Annotated in this window: 15 protein-coding genes; 4 read left to right on the top strand and 11 right to left on the bottom strand. The window is 73.3% G+C overall.

The annotated features are described in order from the left end of the window. Nucleotides 1–8 precede the first annotated feature (8 nt). Both WME98_RS17860 and WME98_RS17855 read right to left on the bottom strand, forming a co-directional pair. Entirely contained in the window at nt 9–479 is a 471-nt protein-coding gene (locus WME98_RS17860; protein ID WP_437952382.1) for a response regulator, read from the bottom strand. A gap of 644 nt (nt 480–1,123) precedes the next feature. Beyond that, entirely contained in the window at nt 1,124–3,385 is a 2,262-nt protein-coding gene (locus tag WME98_RS17855) for an SdrD B-like domain-containing protein (protein WP_437952381.1), read from the bottom strand. A gap of 930 nt (nt 3,386–4,315) precedes the next feature. On the opposite strand from WME98_RS17855, the gene WME98_RS17850 reads away from it, so the two are divergent. Together WME98_RS17850 and WME98_RS17845 are read left to right on the top strand one after the other, a co-directional pair. After that, the gene (locus tag WME98_RS17850; RefSeq protein WP_437952380.1) at nt 4,316–5,701 is read left to right on the top strand and encodes a hypothetical protein; all 1,386 of its coding nucleotides are present in this window, start codon (nt 4,316–4,318) and stop codon (nt 5,699–5,701) included. A 210-nt stretch (nt 5,702–5,911) separates the two neighbouring features. Then, nucleotides 5,912–7,876 carry a zinc-ribbon domain-containing protein gene (locus tag WME98_RS17845; RefSeq protein WP_437952379.1) on the top strand — a complete coding sequence of 655 codons (1,965 nt, stop codon included), beginning with the start codon at nt 5,912–5,914 and terminating at the stop codon, nt 7,874–7,876. A gap of 447 nt (nt 7,877–8,323) precedes the next feature. On the opposite strand, the gene WME98_RS17840 is transcribed toward WME98_RS17845, so the two are convergent. After that, nucleotides 8,324–10,054, bottom strand: a complete 1,731-nt coding sequence (locus tag WME98_RS17840) for a DUF11 domain-containing protein (protein WP_437952378.1) — start codon at nt 10,052–10,054, stop codon at nt 8,324–8,326. Continuing rightward, entirely contained in the window at nt 10,051–11,871 is a 1,821-nt protein-coding gene (locus WME98_RS17835) for an OmpA family protein (protein ID WP_437952377.1), read from the bottom strand. Before WME98_RS17835 ends, WME98_RS17840 begins: the two co-directional genes overlap by 4 nt. Before the next feature lie 306 nt (nt 11,872–12,177). Here WME98_RS17835 and WME98_RS17830 point away from each other — a divergent pair, with 306 nt between their 5' ends. Continuing rightward, the gene (locus WME98_RS17830) at nt 12,178–12,726 is read left to right on the top strand and encodes an HD domain-containing protein (RefSeq protein WP_437952376.1); all 549 of its coding nucleotides are present in this window, start codon (nt 12,178–12,180) and stop codon (nt 12,724–12,726) included. Nucleotides 12,727–12,814: 88 nt separating this feature from the next. On the opposite strand, the gene WME98_RS17825 is transcribed toward WME98_RS17830, so the two are convergent. Next, nucleotides 12,815–14,254 (bottom strand): FAD-binding oxidoreductase, encoded by a 1,440-nt coding sequence (locus tag WME98_RS17825; protein WP_437952375.1) that lies wholly within the window; start codon nt 14,252–14,254, stop codon nt 12,815–12,817. Between the two features lie 453 nt (nt 14,255–14,707). Between WME98_RS17825 and WME98_RS17820 the strand changes: the two genes are divergently transcribed. Beyond that, complete coding sequence (locus tag WME98_RS17820) at nt 14,708–15,094, top strand: SPW repeat protein (RefSeq protein ID WP_061621380.1); 387 nt, start codon at nt 14,708–14,710, stop codon at nt 15,092–15,094. A 16-nt stretch (nt 15,095–15,110) separates the two neighbouring features. Here the strand turns inward: WME98_RS17820 and WME98_RS17815 are convergent, their stop codons facing one another. The 6 genes from WME98_RS17815 to rsmD form a co-directional block, all read right to left on the bottom strand. Continuing rightward, nucleotides 15,111–16,316 carry an exo-beta-N-acetylmuramidase NamZ family protein gene (locus WME98_RS17815; RefSeq protein ID WP_061621381.1) on the bottom strand — a complete coding sequence of 402 codons (1,206 nt, stop codon included), beginning with the start codon at nt 16,314–16,316 and terminating at the stop codon, nt 15,111–15,113. Nucleotides 16,317–16,395: 79 nt separating this feature from the next. Continuing rightward, entirely contained in the window at nt 16,396–17,883 is a 1,488-nt protein-coding gene (locus tag WME98_RS17810) for a trypsin-like peptidase domain-containing protein (RefSeq protein WP_437952374.1), read from the bottom strand. 357 nt (nt 17,884–18,240) lie between these two features. Then, nucleotides 18,241–19,203 carry a tRNA pseudouridine(38-40) synthase TruA gene (gene truA / locus WME98_RS17805; protein ID WP_437952373.1) on the bottom strand — a complete coding sequence of 321 codons (963 nt, stop codon included), beginning with the start codon at nt 19,201–19,203 and terminating at the stop codon, nt 18,241–18,243. 21 nt (nt 19,204–19,224) lie between these two features. Then, nucleotides 19,225–19,653, bottom strand: a complete 429-nt coding sequence (locus WME98_RS17800) for a hypothetical protein (protein WP_437952372.1) — start codon at nt 19,651–19,653, stop codon at nt 19,225–19,227. A gap of 10 nt (nt 19,654–19,663) precedes the next feature. After that, nucleotides 19,664–20,206: an AgmX/PglI C-terminal domain-containing protein gene (locus tag WME98_RS17795; protein WP_061624378.1), complete on the bottom strand. Its 543-nt coding sequence runs from the start codon at nt 20,204–20,206 to the stop codon at nt 19,664–19,666. Nucleotides 20,207–20,456: 250 nt separating this feature from the next. Continuing rightward, the gene (gene rsmD, locus WME98_RS17790; protein WP_063823737.1) at nt 20,457–21,002 is read right to left on the bottom strand and encodes a 16S rRNA (guanine(966)-N(2))-methyltransferase RsmD; all 546 of its coding nucleotides are present in this window, start codon (nt 21,000–21,002) and stop codon (nt 20,457–20,459) included. Between the last annotated feature and the right edge of the window lie 12 nt (nt 21,003–21,014).

The following is a 21,014-nucleotide window of genomic DNA, read 5'->3' as shown; positions in this document are numbered from 1 at the left end:
CGGCGGCGTCAGTAGCCGCCGTCGAAGCCGGGGGCGTCCTTCAGGTTGAACAGGACGCTGCGGAGATCATCCAGCTCGAACGGCTTCTCGAAGACCGCGGAGGCGCCCAGGCTGCGCGCGGCCGCGTGGAGGTGCGGATCGCCGAAGGCCGTGATCAGGATGACCGGTGGCCGGCGCCTCAGCTCGGCGAGGCCCTCCAGGATCTCCATCCCCGAGAAGCAGGGCATCTGGATGTCGCTGACGATCACGTCGATCGGCTCTGGGGGCTCTTTGCCACCGAGCCAGGGCGCCACCTTGTCGAGCAGCTCGAGGCCGTTGCGCGCCTCGGAGACCTCGAACCCGTCGCGGCGGAGTGCCAGCGCGAGCGTGGAGCGCATGTCGTCGTCGTCTTCGGCCAGGACGATATGCTTGCCTTTGCCGAACAGGCCGCAAGGCGGGACCAAGGGCTTGTCGCCAATCCAGCTTTCCGTCAGGTTCATGGCAGCTTCTCCTTCTTCTCGCCCGCCCCGGGATGCGTCCTCGGGCCGTTCACCGCGGTCCTCGGCGCTCAGCCCCGCAGGATTTGCAGCGCCCGTGCCACGCTGTCCTGCTTTGCGATGGAGCGGGCTCGACGATGGAGTCGCGCCGCGCGCGGGCCGCTGTCCGCGGCGTAGGCAGTGTCGACAGGAGCCACCTTCCGGGCGGTAGGGGCAATTTGCCGCGCAAGGGGCAGATCACGCCCACCCGCGTGGGGCACTTCCGTGCGCCCTGCCCGGCGGGGGGCGGGCTATCGCTGTGCGCTCGCGATTCGTCGCCGCGCGCCGGGGCGTTCCAGGGGGGCGGCGGCGGTCGGGCATCGCGGGCGCGGCGATCGACCCGCGCCTGGGAGGCCGCTCACCGGAGGGGTCAGCGACCTTGGAACAGCCGGAACGGCCGCGGTGCTCGAGGAGCCTGTACAGCGATGAGGCTGCCTTTTGAGGACGAGATCGTCCGGTGGAGCAGCGGGGGAGGGAGATGCTTGGAGAGGATGCGTGGAGGCGCGGAGGAGGGGGCCAGCGCCGGTCGCGCTCGCGGTGGTTCGCTCGCGGTGGGCGCTGGCCTGCGGCTCTCGTTTTGCCGGTCGGGTTTACCGATCGATCATCGGTCAGTCACGGTGCGGCGCGCAGAGGCGACCGTTGTTGTAGTCGTCGAGCGTCTCGGCGAGGGGCTGGCCCGTCGTCCAGGGCGAGTTCTTGCCGCCCTCCTTCACGTTGCTGCCGAGCGGGTACTTCTTGAGCCAGGCGTCGGCCGCGGCGATGGTGCTCTCGATGCAGCTCGACTGGTTGCCGATACCGACGTTGAGCTTGGCGACGATGAGGTGCTTCGCGATGATGTACGTGACGTCGCCCTTCGTCGGGCGGCTGATGATGTCGAGGAGCTGGTCCTTCGTGTACGTCTTGCCGCCGATGGTCAGCTGCGAGACCTTCCACGCGCTCGGGTGGTTCTTCCAGTAGCCGGGGGTGCCGGTGCCGGGCGACGCGCTCTGGCAGACGCCGCAGTCGGCCGCGCAGCTCGAGCAGTCCTCGGAGCCCGCCTTGCAGACGCCATCGCCGCAGACCGGCGGGCACTCGCCGCAGTCGGCCGCGCAGCTCCCGCAGGTCTCGCCGGCCTCGCAGACGCCGCTGCCGCAGACCGGCGGGCAGATGCCGCAGTCGCTCGGGCACTCGAAGCAGTTCTCGCCCGCCTCGCAGCGGTCGTTGCCGCAGACCGCGGGGCAAGCGCCGCAGTCGCCGGCGCAGTTCGCGCAGTCCTCGCCGGTCTCGCAGACGTTGTTGCCGCAGACCGCGGGGCAGGCGCCGCAGTCGTCCGAGCAGGTGCCGCAGTCCTCGCCGGCCTCGCAGGTGCCGTTGCCGCACACGGGCGGGCAGGCGCCGCAGTCGTCCGCGCAGCTCCCGCAGCTCTCGCTCGCGTCGCAGGTGCCGTCGCCGCAGACGGGCGGGCAGACGTCGCAGTCGGCGCTGCAGCTGCCGCAGTCCTCGCCGGCCTCGCAGGTGCCGTTGCCGCACGTGGGCGGGCAGATGCCGCAGTCGACGGCGCAGGTGGAGCAGCTCTCGTCGCCGCCGCAGACGCCGTTGCCGCAGGAGATCTGGTAGCCGAAGTCCGCGTCGAGCAGGTCCTGGGCCCAGCCGAGCGAGACCGTGCCCACGTTGTCGAGCCCGCCGTCCGGATCGGCCGTCGGCTCCTGCCCGGCGAGCGGGCCGCTCGTCATGAAGTTGTCGGCGGTGATGACCACCGAGTAGGTGCCCGCCGGGAGCGTGTCGAAGAGGTAGAAGCCGGGCTGGCCGGTGTAGGGGCTGTTGCCGGTGACGGTGAAGTCGAGCATCTGGCCCCCCTGGAAGAGCTCGACGCGGACGCCGTTGACGCCGAGCTCGCCGGTCTCCGGCTCGTAGAGCCCGTCGGCGTCGCTGTCGAGCCAGACCGTGTCGCCGATCGACGAGTACGTCACGTAGCCGAAGTCGGCGTCGGTCACGTTCTCGCCCGCGCCGAGGGACACGACGATCGGCTCGTCGTCGGTGGTCAGGAGGTGCCCGAGCGGCAGCGTCGCGTCGTCGACGCTGACGACGTAACAGCCCGCCTCGAGCTCGCTGAAGCGGTAGACGCCGTTCGCGCCGGTCGCGGTCGTCTGGACGGCGGCGCCGTCGGCGGATCCGTCGCAGTTCGTGTCGGCGAAGAGGTCGACGACGACGCCGGAGATGCCGAGCTCGGAGGCGTCCTCGACGCCGTCGGCGTTCGCGTCGAACCACACCTTGTCGCCGATCGTGCCCTTCGGCGCCGTGTAACAGACCTCGAGGAGCGGGCGGTAGGAGAGGTCGGTGTGGGCGCTGCCTTTATAAGACGTCTTTCCGGAGGAGCCCTCCTCGAGGAGGATGCCGTAGCTCGGTGAGACGCCGCTCACCCAGTCCTGCACGAGCCCGGTGAGATCGACCGAGCTCCACCCCGTGACGTTGGGCACGAACGAGGTGAACGAGGCGGGGTCGATGGCGCCGAGGTTGTTCCAGGTGACCAGCGACTCGTCCCAGGGGGCGAGCACCTGGTGGACGTACACGGTCTTGGCCGTGCTCGTGTAGGTCAGGGCGTAGAACTTGGCCGACGTGACGAGCGAGCCGGCGGGGATGGGGCTCAGATCGAAGCGGAAGAGGGCGCGCTTCTCGCCGACGGTGCTGGAGTACCCGGTGTTGACTTCATGGGGGGACGGGACGTGGTAGCTCGGGGCGAGGCTCCAGATCTCGGCGTTGTAGATGTCGCCCAGGACACCCCGCTTGATCACGGTGCACGTGGGGGACGGCGCAGCGGTGTTGGCGAGGCTGGTCGCGGTGATGAACAGGGTGGCGAGCGCGGCGGAGGAGGCGATTGCGATCTGCTTCATTGGTAGCTCCTTGAGGTCCTCACGGGTGAACCATTGCGGGAGCGTCATCCGAATAGCAGGCGCCATGGCGCACGGGCCAGGCGAGGTCGGTTTCGCGGGCTCCTATCGGACTGAGCCCCGCGGGCCGATCTGGATCAGATCAGGTGCGCGGGTGCTTTGGCTTCGATCGGAGAGCGGATGCGCAAAGGGACAGTGTTCAAACTTGCAACTCGGTCCTTGAAGTGTCCAGATCTTTTTTCGGGGAGGCGCCAAAAAAACACCGAGGTGCGAAGTGACGATTTTGGGTCGTGCTTGGGTCGTGCGGTGACGCTTTTGGGCCGTTTGCGTCCTACGAAGAGGAGCGCAGGGACGAGCGGGCTCCGCGGCAACGCTTCTTCGATCTCCGATCGTCGATCGCGCTCGGCCCAGGGCCGAGCACGATCGGATCATGCACGCGGGAGTGCCCGACGAGATTTGATGCAGAGTGCGCACGAGACCATTTTTCAAGATAACGAATCTCCGCGTCGCGTGTCTAGATCGTTTTTCGGGGCGCGATGCGTTTTGTGCTTGATTGAGTGCTTTGGCCTACGGCTTGAGCGAGGGAGGCGGGCGCCGGTTGTCCACCGCCTGCCGCAGAGGCCCACACCCGCCGCCCGCCGGGCTCGCGCTGGCGTTGCGCCGGCCTGGGGCCTTCCTCGCCGCCTCGCCGCCTCGCCGCCCGCCGCCTCGCCGTCCTCGTCGAGAGGGGCACGAGCGGCGCCGGCGCCCTCGTCCAGGGCGGCGCGGGCGCTGCCGCGCTTCGCCCGCGCCGCCCTGGACGAGGGCGCGCGAAGGAGCCACGGAGCGAGCGAACCCGCTCACGCCTGGGCTCTCGCGCGGGGCGCCCGCGCGGGCGGGGGCCCCCGAGCCTGCCGGCTGCCGCGCGCGCGCGGGCGCTGCTAGGGTTCGGCCGTGGGACGCCCGCTGCTCGCCTCGACGGCCCTGCTCCTCGCGTCGCTCGCGTCGCTCGCGTCGCTCGCGGTTTCGGGCACGAGCGCCGCGCAGGGACAGCCGACGCTGAGCGGGGCCTGGACCGCGAGCGCGCTCTCCGAGCAGTGGTCCATCGACGCGTGGGGGGAGGCGTGCGGGCCCAGGCCGCGCCCGCAGGGCGCCCCGGGCGGCGCCGTGCAGATCCAGCAGCACGGCTCGGAGCTCTCCATCTCGGGCGCCGGCCGGTCGTGGAGCACCGCCGAGTGCTGGGAGCAGATGCCCGGGCTCGCGCGCAGCAAGCACTCGGCCTCCGGCGATGCGCGCTCCTGGCAGACGCGCTGCACGACCCCGCCGAACGACCCCCGCCGGGCCGTGGTCACCACGACGACGCAGGCGACCGACGCCAGCGTCCGCATGGTGGAGACGGGGCAGTACCAGTTCATCATCCAGGACACGACCTGCAGCGCCTCCGTGACGAGGACGCGGACCTACACGCTCGTCCGGCGCGAGGGCGAAGCGCCCCCCGCGGCGAGCGCGCCGCCGCCCGTGGCGAGCGCGCCGCCCGCGGCGAGCGCGCCGCCCGCCGCCTCCGAGAAGAAGCCCGCTCCTCCGCGCACCTGCGACGCCCCCGGCGAGCCCGCGCGCCTCGAGGTCACGCCGTCGCGCAAGCTCATGCGGCCGGGCGAGCGCTTCCAGTTTCGCGCGCTGGTCATGGACGCCGCGGGGTGCGCGCTCCCGACCAGACCCGCGTGGTCGATCGCGCCGGGGCCGCTCGCGTCCGCCGCGACGGTCGACGCGACGGGCGCCCTCTCGCTCGGCGCGGACGCGGGCGAGGGGTCGCTCGGCCTCGTGGCGTCCGTCGCCGGCAAGGGCGTGACCGTCGCGATCGAGGTGACGAGCCCCGATCGGTACGACGCGCTCCTCGCCACGAGCGGCCTCAACGAGGCCGGCGAGAGCGATCAGGCCGCCGTCGCGGTGATCGCGGCCGGCACCATCGGCGGGCGCACGACCTCGGGCGAGGACGTCGGGCGCGAGCGCAAGAACCTGTTCGTCGCCATCGTGGGCGGGGTCGCCGCCTGCCTCGGCTTCGCGGGGTTGATCCTGCTCCGCCGCGGCCGCCGGCGCGCCGGCGAGCTCGAAGGCCCCGCCTCGACGGGCGGCGACCTCGGCGAGCGCGGCGGCGCCGGGGCGGACGATGCGCCGGCGTCCTCCGGGGCCGCGCTCGCGGCGCCGGCCGCGGACGGCGCGGGGCCGGTCGGGCCGACGCCGCGCGCTCGTGGAAAGATCTGCCCTACCTGCGGCGACCGTTATCCGGGCGAGGCGATGTTCTGCGGCAAAGACGGCACGCAGCTGGTCTTGCTCAACTGAGCGCGGCGCCCTTCGCGCGTCGCGCGGGGCACGGACACGCGCTGCGTCATCTCGCTGCACCGCGCCGCGGTGGACACAAAAAAGGCCGGCTCCTTGATCGGTCTCGCGCGGTCCCGCTATCCTCCGTCAACCGACCGGGCCGCGTGATTGTGCGCGTGTGTGGTCGTTGAACCCATGCCCGCAGGCCGGAACGGGAAGGGCGACAGTCGCATGAAGATTACGTGTGAGTCGTGCCAGGCGAAGTACACGATTGCGGACGAGAAGGTCGTCGGCAAGACGGTCAAGATCAAATGCAAAAAATGCAACCACGCGATGGTCGTCCACGGCGCGAGTGAGGCTGCCTCGGCCCCGTCGCAGGACGCCACCGTGGGGCAGCAGGGCGACCTCGCGGAGGACGCCGACGCGAAGCTCGTGGCCGACGCCGGCGGCGCGCCCTCGACGGCGGCGGCCGACGAGTGGACCGTCAACGTCGCCGAGGGCGACGAGCGGACCATGACGACCGCCCAGCTCGTGACCGAGTACGGGCGCGGAGCGCTGAGCAACGACACGTACGTCTGGAAAGAGGGGATGAGCGACTGGCTCCCGATCGCCAGCGTCCCCGAGCTCAAGGAGCGATTTTCCTCCCGGGACGATGCGGCGCCGGCGGCGGATGCGGCGGCCGCTGCGGTCGCGACGCCTGCGCCTGCTGCTGCGGCGGCGCCCGCGGCGGTGCCTGCGCCTGCCGCCACACCCGCGCCGGCGCCTGCCGCCGTGCCCGCGGCTGCGGCGGTGCCGACGCCTGCGGCGGTGCCCGCGGCGGCTGCTGCGCCGGTCCCCGTGGCGCCGGCGCCGGCCGGGCTCAGGTTCGGCCCCGAGGGGACCGTGGTCATGAAGGAGGCGAAGCGCGCGCCGGTGCCGGCGGCGTCTGCGGGGGCTGCCGCGGCGGCGTCCGCGGGAGCTGCCGCGGCGGCGTCCGCGGGAGCTGCCGCGGCGGCGTCCGCGGGAGCTGCCGCGGTTGCGCCGGCCGCCGACGGCGGCGCGGCCGCGGGCGCGCCTGCCGCTGCTGCGCCTGCCACGGCGGCGCGCCGCCCGGGCCGCGGGGCCGCGGTCGACGTTTTCAGCGCCGCCGCCGCCGAGCGGGCCACCGAGCCGGCACCGTCGGCCCCGCCGCCCGGCGGCGATCGTCAGGTGGGCGAGCGCAACGAGAACTCCGTCCTCTTCTCGCTCTCGGCGCTCACCGCGACCGAGAACGCGGCCAAAGAGAAGCAAGAGGAGACCCCGGCCGGCCGGCGTTTGTCGAGCCGCCCCGCGAAGAACAACGGGCGCACCGGCTACGACGACCTGCTGAACCTCGGCGGCGGCGCGATCGCCTCCGCGCCGATGCTCGCGCCCCCGCCCCTGCTCGCGCCGGTGACGGACTCGCGGCCGCCGCCGTCGCTGTCGGCCTCGGCCAAGTCGTCGGTGCCGCCCCCGCCGCTCCTGCCGCTCTCCCCGATGGCGGCGCCGGAGCCCGCGGCCAAGAAGGGCCGCCTGGGCGTGATCGCCGCCGCGGTCGCCGCGGTCGTGCTGATCGGCGGCGTCGCCTTCTTCTTCATGCAGTCGCCGAAGGAGGACACGTCCACGACCACGCCGGAGCAGACGAACGCTGCCCCTGCAGAGGCGCCGAGCCCGGCGGCGACGCCGGAGCCCGCGCCGACGCCGACCGAGACGGCGGCGGCCGCCACGCCGCCGCCCGCGGAGACGGCGGCGCCGGCCGCCGAGGAGCCTGCCGCGTCGGCGGCGGCCCCGGATCAGCCGGCGCCCAGCGCGGCGGCCGAGAAGCCGGCGGACAAGGGGCGGCCGTCGTCCGCGCCTGCGCCTGCTGCAGCGGCGGACAAGCCGGCGGCGCCGAAGCCCGCGGCGGAGCCGGCGCCTTCCGGCGGCGGCGGCGAGTTCAACCGCGGCGCCGCGAGCTCGGCGCTCGGCGCGGCGGCTGGGTCCGCCAAGAGCTGCAAGAAGGCCGGGGGGCCGACGGGCACCGGCAAGGTCAAGGTCACCTTCGCGCCGAGCGGCAACGTCACGTCGGCCGAGGTGCAGGGCGCGCCCTTCGCCGGGACGAGCGTCGGCGGCTGCGTGGCGCGGTTGTTCCGCGGCGCGCGCGTGCCTGCCTTCGGCGGCGGGCCGGTCTCGGTCAGCAAGTCGTTCACCATCAACTGAAGCTCGTCTCGAGCCGGTCTCGCGTTCCTGGTTCCTCTCGGGCACGCAGGTCTCGCCGAGCCGCCCGGCCCCCGGAGAGGGGGTTCGTCGCGCGGGGTGGGCGCGGGCTGAGCTCGCCTTAGATGCCCTGTGCCCGTCGTGCTGCGCACGCCGGAAACAGGACGTCCATTGGGCTCAAACACCAGCCCGCGCCCACCCCGCAGCCCACCCAGCTGGGCGGGCAGTGCTCAAAATTGAACATGAAGGCGGGAAGGCGGGAAGAAAAGATCAATGATCTTCCTGCTTTCCCGCCTTCATGTGAACTCTCTCCGGGCAAATTTGAGCACTACCGCTGGGCGAGCAGCGCAGGCGCGCGTGTGAATGACGATTGAGCGATGACATGCATTCCCTTGCCGCAATTGCGCGGCACCGCTCGATGTCATTTCCGCTGACGCCGCGCCCCTCGCGCTACGCGCGGCGCCGCCTGCGGAGGAGCCCCGCCAGCGCGAGCCCCGCGAGCCAGCCGGCGCTGCCATCCCCGCCTCCCGGGCTGGTCGCGCAAGGGCCGATCATGCCGCTCCCCGCGGCGTAGAAATCCTCCGGCTCCACCGCGACCTCGGTCGGCGGCGCGCCGGCGGCGGCGCCGTTGCCGTCCGTCGGGTCGTCGCTCACCGGCGCGCCGAGCGCGCCCGCCGCGGCGATCCGCGCCTGGTTCTTGATGACGTTCGGCGCGTCCGCGTCGACCGTGACCTCGAAGCGCACCGTGACGCTCCCGTCGACAGGGATGCCGCCGCCCTTCGCGCCGTCCGCCCCCTCGCCCAGCCGGAACGTGACGGTCCGCGTCTGCGGATCGTACTCGCCGAGATCGTCTCCAGGGCTGTCCGTCTGAGGACCGGCGTTCGGCCCCTCGACGATCGAGAGCGAGCCCGGGACGAACGTCACGCCGGGCGGCAGCACGTCGGTCAGCACCGCGCCCACGGCGTCGTCGTTGCCGGTGTTCGTCGCCGTGATGCGGTATTCGATGGCGTCGCCGCGGTACGTCGGCAGCCCGCCGACGTCGGTCGCCACCTTGGTCGACTTGCTGAAGTCGGGCCCGAAGTTGGAGATCGACGTCACCCACCCCGCGAGGAAGTACAGCTCGTCCGTGCTCGTGGCGACGAGCGTCGCCCGATCGTCCCCAGGCGTGAGCTTCGAGCTGACATCCACGATGTCGATGTCGACCCCCGACATGCTCTGGGGCGTGCCCGCGATCCTCGGGAGATCGCCCTCCACCGACACCGGCTCTCCGAGGGCCGATCGGGTGCTGTTGAAGAAGTTGTCCGCAGGGTTGAGCGCGTCGCTCAGCGCCTCGGCCACGTCGGGCTTCCCAGGGTTCTTGGGATTGAAGAACACGCTGTCGCCAGAGCTCGAGTTGTCGCCCTCGAACGCGACGATGCCCAGCTTCGCCACGAAGCCGGCGTCGGGCACCTTGAAGCCCGAGAGCTCGACCTGCTGCCAGCCCACGTCGGAGACCCGGTCGAGCCCGTCGAACAGCGCGAGGTTGCGCATCGGCGATCTCGGCGCCTCGTAGAACACCACCATCCACCACGCCGCGAAGACCACGTCGTCGTCGCGGTCCCTGACGTCGACGACGTCCACGCCGCCCACCCGGTAAGCCCCCGCGCCGCTCTCCTTCACGATCGAGGTGATGTCGGCGACGGACTGGTAGTTGTGCGACTCCTTGGGCTTGCCCTGGTTGATCACCGTCTCGACCGAGTCGATGGAGGTGACCTTGCCCTCGAAGCCGCCCTCGTGGTGGAGCTCCACCTCGGTATCGGCGCCGCCGCCGTTGCGCGCGGCCCAGTACAGGAACGCGTGCGTCACCGTCGCCCCCTCGGGCAGCGTCAGCACCGCGGTCGTGCGCGCCATCTCCGGGGTGATGTCGAGGTTCGCCTCCGCGCTGCCGTCCGCCGGCGAGTCGGACCGCCAGAAGAGATCGGGCCCCGACTCGGCGGTCGACGCTCCGCAGGCGCCGACCGTGCCCTCCTTGGGCCTCGGCGTCGAAGAGCGGCACTCCTGCCCGAGCGAGCTCCCGATGAGGGCGAAATCGCCCTTCTGATCGACCTGTATACGCAGCTTGGGCTCTGCCGTCGCGCTGGCGGTCGTGAGGCCCATCAGCGTGAGCGACGCGAGCCCGGTGATGCCCAACTGCTTTCTCATCGATCCTCTCCGGTTTCGACCTGCGGCTTGTACGCGGCCTTCTTGATGATGATGAACTGGACACGGCGATTCCGCTGCCGCCCCTCCTCCGTCGCGTTGTTGTCGAGGGGCTGGTCCCGGCCGTAGCCCTGCGCCGTCAGCCGCGTCGAGTCGATGCCGCGGCGGACCAGCGCCGCCATGACGGAGTTGGCGCGGTTCTGCGACAGGACCCGGTTGTGCTCGTCGGTGCCCCGATCGTCGGTGTGACCCTGGATCTCGATGAGCACGATCTCCGGGTGCTCCTTCAGCACCTGGGCGACCTCGTCGAGCAGCGGATCGCTCACCGGCTTGATGGTGGCCTTGTCCGTGTCGAACTGCACCTGCTGCAGGATCACGACGTTCTTGTCGGTCACCCGCACCGCCTTCGGGCAGCCGTGCTTCTCGGGATCCGGATCCGCGAAGCCCTTCTCCCTCGGGCAGGCGTCCTTGTCGTCGCGGAACGTGTCGCCGTCCGTGTCGCCCGGGCAGCCGTTCTTCGCCGGGTCCTTCGAGCGGGGCCCCTTGACCTCGGGGCAGGCGTCCTCGCTGTCGGGCACGCCGTCCTCGTCCTGGTCCGGCGGGCAGCCGTTCTTGCGCGGATCGTCGCTCGCGACGCCGGCGACGAACGGGCACGCGTCCTCGCCGTCGGGGATGCCGTCGTTGTCGCGGTCCGGCGGCGGGGGGCAGCCGTGCTTGCGCGGGTCGGCGCTCGCGACGCCGGCGACGAACGGGCACGCGTCCTCGCCGTCGGGGATGCCGTCGTTGTCGCGGTCCGGCGGCGGCGGGCAGCCGTGCTTGCGCGGGTCGGCGCTGCGCTCGCCCGCCACCTTCGGGCAGGCGTCCTCCGGATCGGGGATACCGTCCCTGTCCCCGTCCGGCGGCTGCTCCGGCGTGAAGGCGGCCATGGCGACGACGCGCAGGTCGGGCGTGCCGATCCCCGAGGTGAGCCCCGGCCCGACGCCGACGCCGGCCTCCAGGAAGGGGAGGAATCGATACCGGGCGTCGAGGAGGAGCTCGGCGTTGATCGAGCGGCTGCTGATGTCCTCGAGCACCATCGCGGTGGTGAGCTCCGGCCCCACCTGGAGCCGGTCGCCGAGGGCGAGGAACCCGACGCCGCCGCCCAGGGTGAGCATCGTCCCCTGCGCCACGCCGCCGAACGACTGGGAGCGCCGGAGCTCGGTGCCCAGCGAGCTCGACCAGACGAGGCGATCCAGGCGGCCGCCGGCGGCGAGGTAGGGCATCGCGCGGACGTGACCGTCGCTCACGAACGAGTCGGCCGCGCCCGTGGGCAGCCAGAGGTACGCGCCGACCGCGAGCTGGAGCGGGTCGTGGTAGGTGCCATAGAGCTGCACGCGCGCGCCGAGCCGCAGGTCGCCGAGCTCCGCGCCGCTCGGGGACGCGAACTCGCGGCCGCCGCCGTTCGGGTTCTCGCCCGACTGGAGCGCGGTGAGCGGCGCGTCGAGGTCGAAGCTCACCTTGTTCCAGAGCGGGAGCGACGCGTTGAGCCGGAACGTGAGCTGATCGCTGACGACCGCGCCGATCTCGGCGCCGTCGCGCGCGCGCCGCAGGACGAGCGGATTGCTCGCGTAATCGGCCATCAGCATCACGTGGGGCGTCAGGTGGCCCGGCGCGAACGGCGACGGCACGCTGAACATGCGGTCCCCGGCCGGCGCCGGGACGAAGCGGCTCAGGGCCATGCCGTCGGGCTTGACGGGCGCGTCCTGCGCGCGGGCGAGCGCGGGCACGGCGGCGAGGGCGGCCAGCGCGGCGGCCAGCGAGCAGAAGGACCGAGATCTCATGAGGTGGCACCCTGCGTCGGCGGGTTTCGCATGACGGGTTAAGCCGCTGTCGCGGACCAGTATACCGGCCGACAACTGCGGAGTCTTGGGCAACGAGCGACGAGGTCTACATCTTCGTAGGACTTGCGCACACCTCCCCGGACCCTCTGAACGAACGGCTCCCGGACCGGCGCGGCGTCCGGGCGGGCTGCGGTCGGCGCGCGGCGCGCGGCCTCTTCGGGGACGGAGGTCCCGGCGGCGGGGGCGGCTCACGTTCGAGCGCCTGCGCTCTGGACGACGAGCGGCTATGGTTGGCGGGACACCGCGATGGGCATCCTCCTCAAGCGCGCGCTCGACCAGGCGGCGGTCTGGCACCGAGCACAGAAGCGCAAGTATCCGAACGCCGACGTCCCCTACATCAGCCACCTCGCCGGCGTCGCGGTCCTGCTCGCGCGCCACGGCTTCGACGACGAGGTGGTCGCGGCCGGCGCGCTGCACGACGCCATGGAGGACCAGGGCGTCACGTTCGACGAGCTGATCCAGCACTTCGGCGAGCGCGTCGCCACGCTCGTCCGCCACGTGACCGAGCAGGACCGGGCGCTGCCCTGGGAGGACAGGAAGCGCCTCTATCTCGAGGCGTTCCCCAAGAAGCCCTGGGAAGCGCAGGCGATCACGCTGGCCGACAAGATAGACAACTTCCAGTCCATCATCGTCTGCTCGCGCGAGCACGGCGACCCGTGGTCGATGTTCAAGCGCGGCAGGGACGCGCAGATCGCCAGGTTCGAAGAGCTGCGCGCGATGTCCCGGGCGCTGCCGCCGCACCCGCTCCTCGACGAGTACGGCGCCGTGCTCGACGAGCTCCTGTCGACGGGCTGAGCCCCCCGGACCGCCGGCCGCCGCGCGGGCCGCCGCGCCCGGCCCGCCGCGGCGATCCGGGCGAACACCTGCGCTCCGGGCGGCGCGATCACGGCGCGGCGCGCTCGTTCGGCGCGCCGCCCTGGGCCGCGCGGCCTGCGGGCAGCTCCGCCGCCTCCGGCGGAGCGGGCGGGATCGACCGGGCGAAGCGGAACACCTCGCGCGGGTCCCACCGCGCCTTGATGGCCGCGAGCCGCGCGGCGTTCGGGCCGTAGTAGGCCGCGAGCCAGCCCTCGACCTCCGCGTCGACGTAGTTGATGTAGGCGCCGCGCACGTGGGGCAGCATCGCGCGGCGGAGGCCCTCGACCCAGGCGACGCACTCCGCTTCTTCCGCGGCCGCGGTCCAGTAAGCCTGGTATTGGAGGCTCCACAGCGCGCGCCGGTGCGGGAACGCCGTCGCGTCGGGCGCGACCCGGCCGACGGCGCCGCCATAACCGTCGAGCTGGACAAGGCACTTCGGGGTCGGCGCGCGCGAGAGCGCGGCGGCGAGGGTCGCGATGGCCTCGGCCCCGAAGCGCTCGTACGCATAGGCCGACGTGTTCTTGTAGCTCGCCTGCTCCTGGCGCGGGTGCACCGTCCATCGCTCGGGATCGCCGCCGAGCCCCCCGAGCCGGCCCACGGCGTTGAGGTAAGGCATGGTCTCGATCGACGCGCTGGAAGGCTCGGCCCCGCGCGTGGAGGAGAACAGCGGCTGGATCAGCCGACGCAGCTCCTCGCCCCGCCCGAGGAGCTGGCCCATGCACGAGATGTCGCCCGAAGCCGCCGCCGGGAGCTTGAGGATGCACGTCAGTCGCTCGTCGGCGTGCGGCGCGAACGTCTGCCACGCCTCGAACACCCGCTCGAGGTCGGCCCACGGCCAGGAGATCCTGAAGATCGAGACGTCGGAGATCGGGTGTGTCTTGAACGTGAAGGAGGTGACGATGCCGAAGTTGCCGCCCCCGCCGCCCTGGCAGGCCCAGAGGAGATCGGGGTTGTCCTCCGCGTCGGCCCGGACCACCTCGCCGCCCGCGGTGACCATCTCGACGGCGAGGAGGCTGTCGCAGGTGAGGCCGAGCGTGCGGGAGAGGAGGCCGAACCCGCCGCCCAGCGTGAGCCCCGCGATGCCGACCGTGGGGCACGAGCCCGCAGGGAGGGTGACGCCGACCTGCCAGAGCGCGTCGTAGACGGTGATGAGATCCGCGCCTGCGCCGATGACGGCGATCCCGCGCTCGCGGTCGACGCGGACGCTCCGGAGGTCGCTCACGTCGATGACGAGCCCGTCGTCGACCACGGAGAACCCCTCATAGCTATGCCGCCCGCTCCTCGCCCGGATCTCCGCGCCTCGCGCGGACGCCCAACGAATGGCATTCACGACGTCCTGCGCGTCCTGGCAAAACACGATGGCGCGAGGAGATCGCGAGAAGCGCGCGTTGTGCACCTCGCGCGCGTCGTCGTAGCCGGGATCGCCGGGGAGGACGACACGGCCGGTGAGCCGCGGCGCCGAGCTCATGACCGGCGCTTCGCCCGCGCGCAGGCGCAGGTCAGATTGCGCGGCGCGGCAGCCGCGCGCGCTGCCCGCCGGCCGACGCGAGATCCGGCCTGCATGCACGGAACCTGCGCCCCGCGGGGGTCCCGTCAAGCGCGGCCGGCCCCACGCCCGCCCGCGCCGGCCGCCGCCCCGTGCCGGCCCCGCCCCGTGCCGGCCCCGCCCCGTGCCGGCCCCGCCCCGTGCCGGCCCCGCCCCGTGCCGGATCGCGCGCGCGCACCCCGCGCTCCCTCCCTGTGAGCACGCGCTCGCTCCCCGTGAGCACGACAAGCACCCTCGCGCCCGTCCCGGACGAGGAATAACCGCCCTGCTCTCCGGGGCGCGCGGCGCCACGCCGCCGGCTGCGCGCGCGCTGACGACCGCTCTCCGGCACATACGATGCACCGCCGTGCGGGGAGCTCCTCCAAGGAGGGACCGATGAAGCTGATGTCTCCCCGACTCCATGGGTACGTCGACTACGCGATCGTCGTCCTGCTCGCGCTCGCGCCGCTCGCGCTCCGCTTCGGGCCGGTGCCGACGGCGGTCTCTTATGTCACCGCCCTGACGCACCTCGTCGTGACGCTGCTGTCCGATCAGCCGCTCGGCGCCGCCAGGAAGATCCCGTTTCCGGTGCACGGCGCGCTGGAGTCCTCCCTCGGCGTCGGTCTCATCGCCTCGCCCTGGCTGTTCGGCTTCTCCGCCGAGGGCCCGGCGCGGATCTTCTCCGTCGTCGCCGGGCTCGCGATCGTGCTCGTCGTCCTCACGACGAGGTACGCGGCCGGCGTCCTCTCCCGGCCGGAGCCCTACGATCGCTACGATCGCTGAGCCGCGCGGGCGCCGCTCAGCCGGCGGCGGCGAGCGCCGCCTGCGCCTCGCGCATCACCTCGGGCCAGGCCGGATCCGGGCGCGACGCCTCCAGGGCGATCGCCAGCGGATCCTCGCCGGCCTCGATGGCGAGGCGCGCCGCGGCCGACCCGGTGAGCAGATCGAAGGCCGGGATCGTGTCGACGTACTCGTAACGCTCGGTGCGGAACCGGAACTGCTCGGGCTGCTGCCGGTGGGCGAACGCGGTGAGCGCGAGGTAGGTCGCGACCGGACGGAAGGTGCGCGGGTCGGTGACGTGGATCTGAACGCCGCCGCAGGTCTTGCCGGCGTGCTTCTGGAAGGTCGGCCGGAAGGTGAGCGGCCGCGCGATGAACCCGAGCAGCCCCGTGGACGCGAGGCGCGCGGCGAGATCGCGGCCGTCGAGCCAGGGCGCGCCGACGATCTCGAAGGGGCGCGTCGTGCCGCGGCCCTCCGACAGGTTCGTCCCCTCGATCAGGCAGCCGCCCGGGTAGACGAGCGCGGTGTCCGCCGTCGGCATGTTGGGCGAGGGGAGGACGAACGGGCGATCCCACTCGGCGGCGAGCGCCTCGCGGCGGTGCTCCTCGACCGCGACGACCTGCAGCCCGCAGGCGACGTCGCCGAGCGGGATGCCCTCGCGCCGCGCGAAGAGCGCGACCAGCTCGCCCGCCGTGAGCGCGTGGCGGATCGGCACGGGCTCGAGGCCCACGAACGAGAGGAACCCCGGCGCCTGCGTCGCGCCCTCGACGCTCTCCGGCGCGCAGCCGATGGGGTTCGGCCGGTCGAGCAGCACGACGTGCACGCCCGCCGCGTGGGCCGCCCGCAGCGCGAGCAGCGCCGTCCAGACGAACGTATAGTAGCGCGCGCCGACGTCGGCGAGATCGATGAGGAGCAGGTCGATCTCCGCGAGATCCTCGGCAGAGGGCGAGAGATCCTCGAACCTGTCGCCGTACAGGCTGACGATGCGCGCGCCGGAGCGCGCGTCGACGGCGCTCGTCACGGCCGCCATGTCCTGCGCCTCGCCCCCGTAGCCGTGCTCCGGGCCGAAGTAGAGGCGCGGGCGCACGCCGAGGCGCTCGAGGACGAACGCAATGTGGGTGAGCTCGCGGTCGACGCTCGCCGGGTGCGCGAGGACCCCCAGGCGAGCCGACCGGATGCGCTGGAGCTGCGAGAGATCCGGGAGACGGTCGAGTCCGACGTGCACGGTACCCTGACTACCAAGGCGAGCGCGGGCAGTCCATTTGTCCGCGTCGGATTTTCCGGGGGCGCTGCGCCGGCGCGGGTCAGCGCTTGAGGGCGGCGTAGAACGCCGCGCCCCGGCGCTGCACCCGGACGAGGAGCTCGCCGTCGCGCGCGGCCTCCTCGACCTCGGCGGCGGTGGGCGCGCGGCGGCCGTCGGCCTCCAGGATCACGTCGCCCGGGCGCAGCCCCGCGCGCTCGGCGGGCGAGTCGTCCGCCACGAAGGCCACGCGCGCCAGCGAGCGGCCCTCGCCGCGTTCGCCGCGTTCGCCGCGTTCGCCGCGTTCGCCGCGTTCGCCGCGGTCGCCGCGCTCGGCCGGCGCGTCGCGCAGGGTGAGGCCGAGGCCCGTGTGCGGGGCGGGCGCGCGCTGGACCGGCAGCGCCGGCGGCGGCGACTCGTTCCGCGCGGCGAGCGTCACCCGGGTCTGGTACCGCTGGCCGCCGCGCGCGACCTCGAGCGCGAGCGTCTCGCCGACGTTGTGGTTGAAGAGCTCGCGGATGACGTCCTGCGCGTCGCGCGTCGGCCTGGCCGCGACCGACGTGATCACGTCGCCCGGCTGGAGGTTCGACCTGGCCGCGGGACCGCTCGGGTTGACGGCGTTGACGAGCGCGCCGGCGCGGGGCGCGTTCGGCATCACCGCCGCGAGCTGGGGCGTGAGATCCTGGAGCCCGACGCCGATCCAGGCGCGCTCGACGCGGCCGTGCCGGAGCAGCTGCTCGGCCACGCGCCGGGCCATGTTCGCCGGCACCGCGAGCCCGATGCCCTGCCCGCGGCTGACGATCATCGTGTTGATGCCGAGCACGCGGCCGTCGAGGTCGACGAGGGGGCCGCCCGAGTTGCCGGGGTTGATGCTCGCGTCGGTCTGGAGGTAGTCCTCGACGTCGTTCACGCCGACGCCGCCGCGCCCCTTGGCGCTGAGCACGCCGGTGGTGACCGTGTGGCCGAGGCCGAAGGGCGAGCCGATCGCGACCACCCAGGCGCCGACGCGGGCGGCGTCGCTGTCGGCGAACGTCGCGGTGGGCAGGTCCTTCGCGTCGATGCGGAGCACGGCGAGATCGGTCGCGGGGTCGCGGCCCGCCACGCGGCCGGCGAACATGCGGCCGTCGCGGAGCCGGACGGTGATCGCGCGGGCGCCGTCGATGACGTGGTTGTTCGTGAGGATGCCGCCGTCGGGGGAGAAGATGACGCCCGAGCCGAGCCCGCGGCGCTGGCCGCCGTCGCGGAACCAGCGCAGCGGCGAGGAGACGTCCTCGCCGACGGCGACCTCGATCTGGACGACCGCGGGGCCGACCTTGTCGGCGACGTCGGCGAACGCCTCGCCGAGGCGGCGCAGATCGGCGGTGCCGGCGGCCGCGGCGGCGCTGGAGGCGGCGGCGCGGGACGGCGCGGGCGAGGGCGCCGCCTTGGGCAGCGCGGAGGGCGCCCGGACGGTGGGCGCCGGCGCTGCGGACGGCTGGGCGCCCGCGAGCGACGGGAGCGAGAGGGCAGGGACGAGCAGGGCGAGGGATGCAGTCAGCCGACGCGAGTTCATGCTTCCTCCAGCGCGTGGGAGAGGGCCTGTCCGCGGTCCGCGGAGCGGGGGGCCCGGCAGCGAGGCAAGAGGTAAGACGGGAAGCGCTCGCGAACGCAACCTCCTGGCGTGCGGAAAGCGCGCGGGTCGCGGATTGGGCCGCAGGGGCGCGCCCGCTCGGGCAGCGCGCGGCCTCGGGCTGTGCGCGGGCCCAGCTCCGCCCGCTAGAAGTCCGGCCAGGGATCCGGGAGAGGGTTCAACGCAAAAAGGCGCAAAGAGCGCAAAGGCGCAAAAAAACAAATGCATTTTTGCGCCTTTGCGTTGAAATCTCTCTCCTCTCGCGAGGCAGATCCCTGGCAGGACTTGTGATCCGCGGTCCTAGGCCCCGGCGCCCGCTTCGGGCCCCGCGCCCGCCTCGTCCGCCGCCGGCGCGGCGTCGTCCGCCGGCGCGGTCCTCGCCGCATCTGCGCCGTCCGGCGCGGCCCCCGCCGCATCTGCGCCGTCCGGCGCGGCGTCGTCCGCCGAGGAGCCGTCCGATGGCCCGCTGGGCCAGGGATCCTGGCCGTCGTCGCGCAGGTGAATGTGCTCCAGGTAGAGCCCGTCCGGCGGCGCCGTGATCCCGGCGTCGCGCCGGTCGCGCGACGCGAGCGCGCGGGCGATCGCGCCGGGGGCGAGGTGGCCGCGCGCCACGTCCATCAAGGTGCCGACCAGGATGCGCACCATGTTGTGCAGGAACGCGTTCCCCTCGACGTCGATCCGGACGAGGCGCGGATCCGCAGGGTCGAGCGACAGCTCGATGCCGTACAGCGTGCGCACCGTGGTCGTCCGCTCGTCCGCGCTCGTCCGGAACGCCGCGAAGTCGTGGGTGCCCTTCGCGGCGAGCGCCTCGGCGCGCGCCCGCTCGATCGCGTCGTCCGTGAGGCCCTCGACCCGCCACGCGCGCCGGCTGAGGAACGGATCGCGGACCAGATCCCGGAGGATCAGGTAGCGGTAACGCTTGCGGAGGCTCTCGAAGCGGGGCGAGTACCCGACGCGCACCACGGCGGCGCGACGGATCACGATCTCATCGGGCAGGTGGCGCGCGGTCGCGAGGACCCAACCGCGCGGCGGCAGCGGCGCCGCCGTGTCGAAGGCGACGCGCTGGTCGCGCGCGTGGACGCCCGCGTCGGTGCGGCTCGCGCCGCGGATCTCGCGGATGGCCGGATCGATGGCGCGCAGCGCGCCGAGCAGCTCGCCCGCGACCGTGCGCTGGTCGCGCTGACGGGCGAAGCCCGCGAACGGGCGCCCGTCGTAGGCGACCGAGAGCAGGATCCCCCGCGTGGAAGCGGCGCTCCTCGCCACGGCGCGATGGATGCGCGCGGCCTAGCCGCCGCTCCCCCCGCCGCCGCCCGACCCGCCGGCGCCCGCGCCGCCCGAGCCGCCAGCGCCCCCGCCGCCGCCCGCGCCGCCGTCGCCGCCCGAGCCGCCGTTCCCGCCGTCGCCGCCGCTGCCGCCGGAGCCGCTCGCCGCCGTCGTGCTGGCCGAGGCGGTCAGGGACGCATACCCCCTGGCGCACGCCTCGTTGACCATGCCCGCCTCGTTCTTGCAGCACTCCGCGGGGGCCGCCCGCTGGCCGTCCACCATGCAGTACGGGAGCTGATGGCACCCGTCGGGGTCCGTCACGATCCCGTGCTCGGGGTCGAGGTTGTCGTTGCAGCTCGGGGTGGTCCCCTCCTCGACGCGGCACGCGGCGCTCTGCAGCGCGAGCGCGAGGAGGAGCAGGCTGGCCATCCGGAGGGGGAGCATTCGCATCGGCTGCTTCCTATTGCTTGATGGTGAAGTTGATCGGAACGTTCACCACGACGCATCCGCTCTGCGGCGGAGGCAGTGATTTGCCGCGGAAACGCCCCAGGACGCAAGACGAGATCTCGCCCGACCCCACCGTGTCGTTGAGAATCGAGGCGCTGCACACCGCGCCCGTCGAGGCGACCTGCACGCTCACCGTCAGCTTGCCGGAGACCTCCGAGGTGCGCAGCGCGCGGTTATAACAACCCTGCGCCGAGCGAGCGAGCCCGAGGACGGCCGAGTCGAGCGCGGGCGAGCTGGCGCCGTCGCCGCACTTGGCGGAGCACGGCGACTTGCCGGTCGTCGCCGGGCCCTGCCCCGAAGCGACCTTGCCAGCGTCCACCCCGGCGTCCTCGACCTCTTCGACGGGCGGCGGCGGCGGGGGCGCGAAGAGCGGCGGCGGCTCCGCCGGCTTCGTCTCGGTGCGGGCAGCGGCGGTGGGCGCCGCGGGCGGCGCCTCCGGCTCCGGGCGCAGCTTCCAGTAGAGCAGGCCCGCCGTGAGCGCGGCGAGGACGACCATTCCTGCGATGTAAATCCCAGAATTGCTAGATTTTCCAGGAATCTGCTGGGACGACGGGGGCATCGATGCGGACACGTTGAGAAGTCCTCCCGGAGAGGCGCGCGGGGCCGGCCGCGTCGGCGGGCCCTGTGCGCCGGAGCCGAGACGCGGGCGCGCCCGGCGGGGGCGAGTCTACAAGGGTGGCCAGGGAAGCGCGCCAGGAAACTGGATGCGCCCCGGATGAACATGTTGGCTCCACGCGGACGGCCGTTCAGCGCGCGTAGAACGACACCGCGGTGTCACCGTAGGTGCGGACCGCGGCGCAGGTGAGCCCGGCGATCTCCGGGGAAGGATCGCGGCGCGCGTGCTCGAGGACGAGGCGCCCGGCCGGGGCGAGCAACCCGAGCGGCCCGGCGAGGCGCGCGGCCGCGGCGGCGGCCTTGGTCAGGGCGGCGTACGGCGGATCGAGCAGCGCGAGATCGAAGGGGCCCTCGTCGGCGAGCAGGTCCAGCGCGCGCTCGACCGGGAGCGGGACGACGCGCGCCGCGTCCGCGAGGTCGAGCGCGGCGAGGTTCTCGCGGAGCGTGGCGAGCGCGGGCCGGCCGCTCTCGACGAAGACCGCGCGCCGGGCGCCGCGCGAGAGCGCCTCGATGCCGAGCGCGCCGGTGCCGGCGTAGAGGTCGCAGACGAGCGCGCCGGTGACGTCGCCGAGCGAGGAGAAGAGCGCCTCGCGCACGCGGTCCGCCGTCGGCCGCGTGCCCTCGCCGCGCGGCGCGGCGAGCCTCCGCCCGCCGAGCCGGCCGGCGATCACCCGCATGATCGTCGCCCC

Origin of the sequence: Sorangium sp. So ce296, from assembly GCF_051529605.1 — a bacterium.
Classification (GTDB): domain Bacteria; phylum Myxococcota_A; class Polyangia; order Polyangiales; family Polyangiaceae; genus Sorangium; species Sorangium cellulosum_D.
Note: the sequence above shows the minus strand (reverse complement) of the source record. Positions and strands in the feature narration are given on the sequence as shown.

Coding starts and splice junctions, on each gene's coding strand:
- WME98_RS17845 (WP_437952379.1), top strand. CDS start 5,912: ATGAAGATTACGTGTGAGTCGTGCCAGGCGAAGTACACGATTGCGGAC.
- WME98_RS17860 (WP_437952382.1), bottom strand. CDS start 479: ATGAACCTGACGGAAAGCTGGATTGGCGACAAGCCCTTGGTCCCGCCT.
- WME98_RS17840 (WP_437952378.1), bottom strand. CDS start 10,054: ATGAGAAAGCAGTTGGGCATCACCGGGCTCGCGTCGCTCACGCTGATG.
- WME98_RS17825 (WP_437952375.1), bottom strand. CDS start 14,254: ATGAGCTCGGCGCCGCGGCTCACCGGCCGTGTCGTCCTCCCCGGCGAT.
- WME98_RS17835 (WP_437952377.1), bottom strand. CDS start 11,871: ATGAGATCTCGGTCCTTCTGCTCGCTGGCCGCCGCGCTGGCCGCCCTC.
- WME98_RS17810 (WP_437952374.1), bottom strand. CDS start 17,883: ATGAACTCGCGTCGGCTGACTGCATCCCTCGCCCTGCTCGTCCCTGCC.
- rsmD (WP_063823737.1), bottom strand. CDS start 21,002: ATGCGGGTGATCGCCGGCCGGCTCGGCGGGCGGAGGCTCGCCGCGCCG.
- WME98_RS17820 (WP_061621380.1), top strand. CDS start 14,708: ATGAAGCTGATGTCTCCCCGACTCCATGGGTACGTCGACTACGCGATC.
- WME98_RS17830 (WP_437952376.1), top strand. CDS start 12,178: ATGGGCATCCTCCTCAAGCGCGCGCTCGACCAGGCGGCGGTCTGGCAC.
- WME98_RS17855 (WP_437952381.1), bottom strand. CDS start 3,385: ATGAAGCAGATCGCAATCGCCTCCTCCGCCGCGCTCGCCACCCTGTTC.
- WME98_RS17795 (WP_061624378.1), bottom strand. CDS start 20,206: ATGGTCGTCCTCGCCGCGCTCACGGCGGGCCTGCTCTACTGGAAGCTG.
- WME98_RS17800 (WP_437952372.1), bottom strand. CDS start 19,653: ATGCGAATGCTCCCCCTCCGGATGGCCAGCCTGCTCCTCCTCGCGCTC.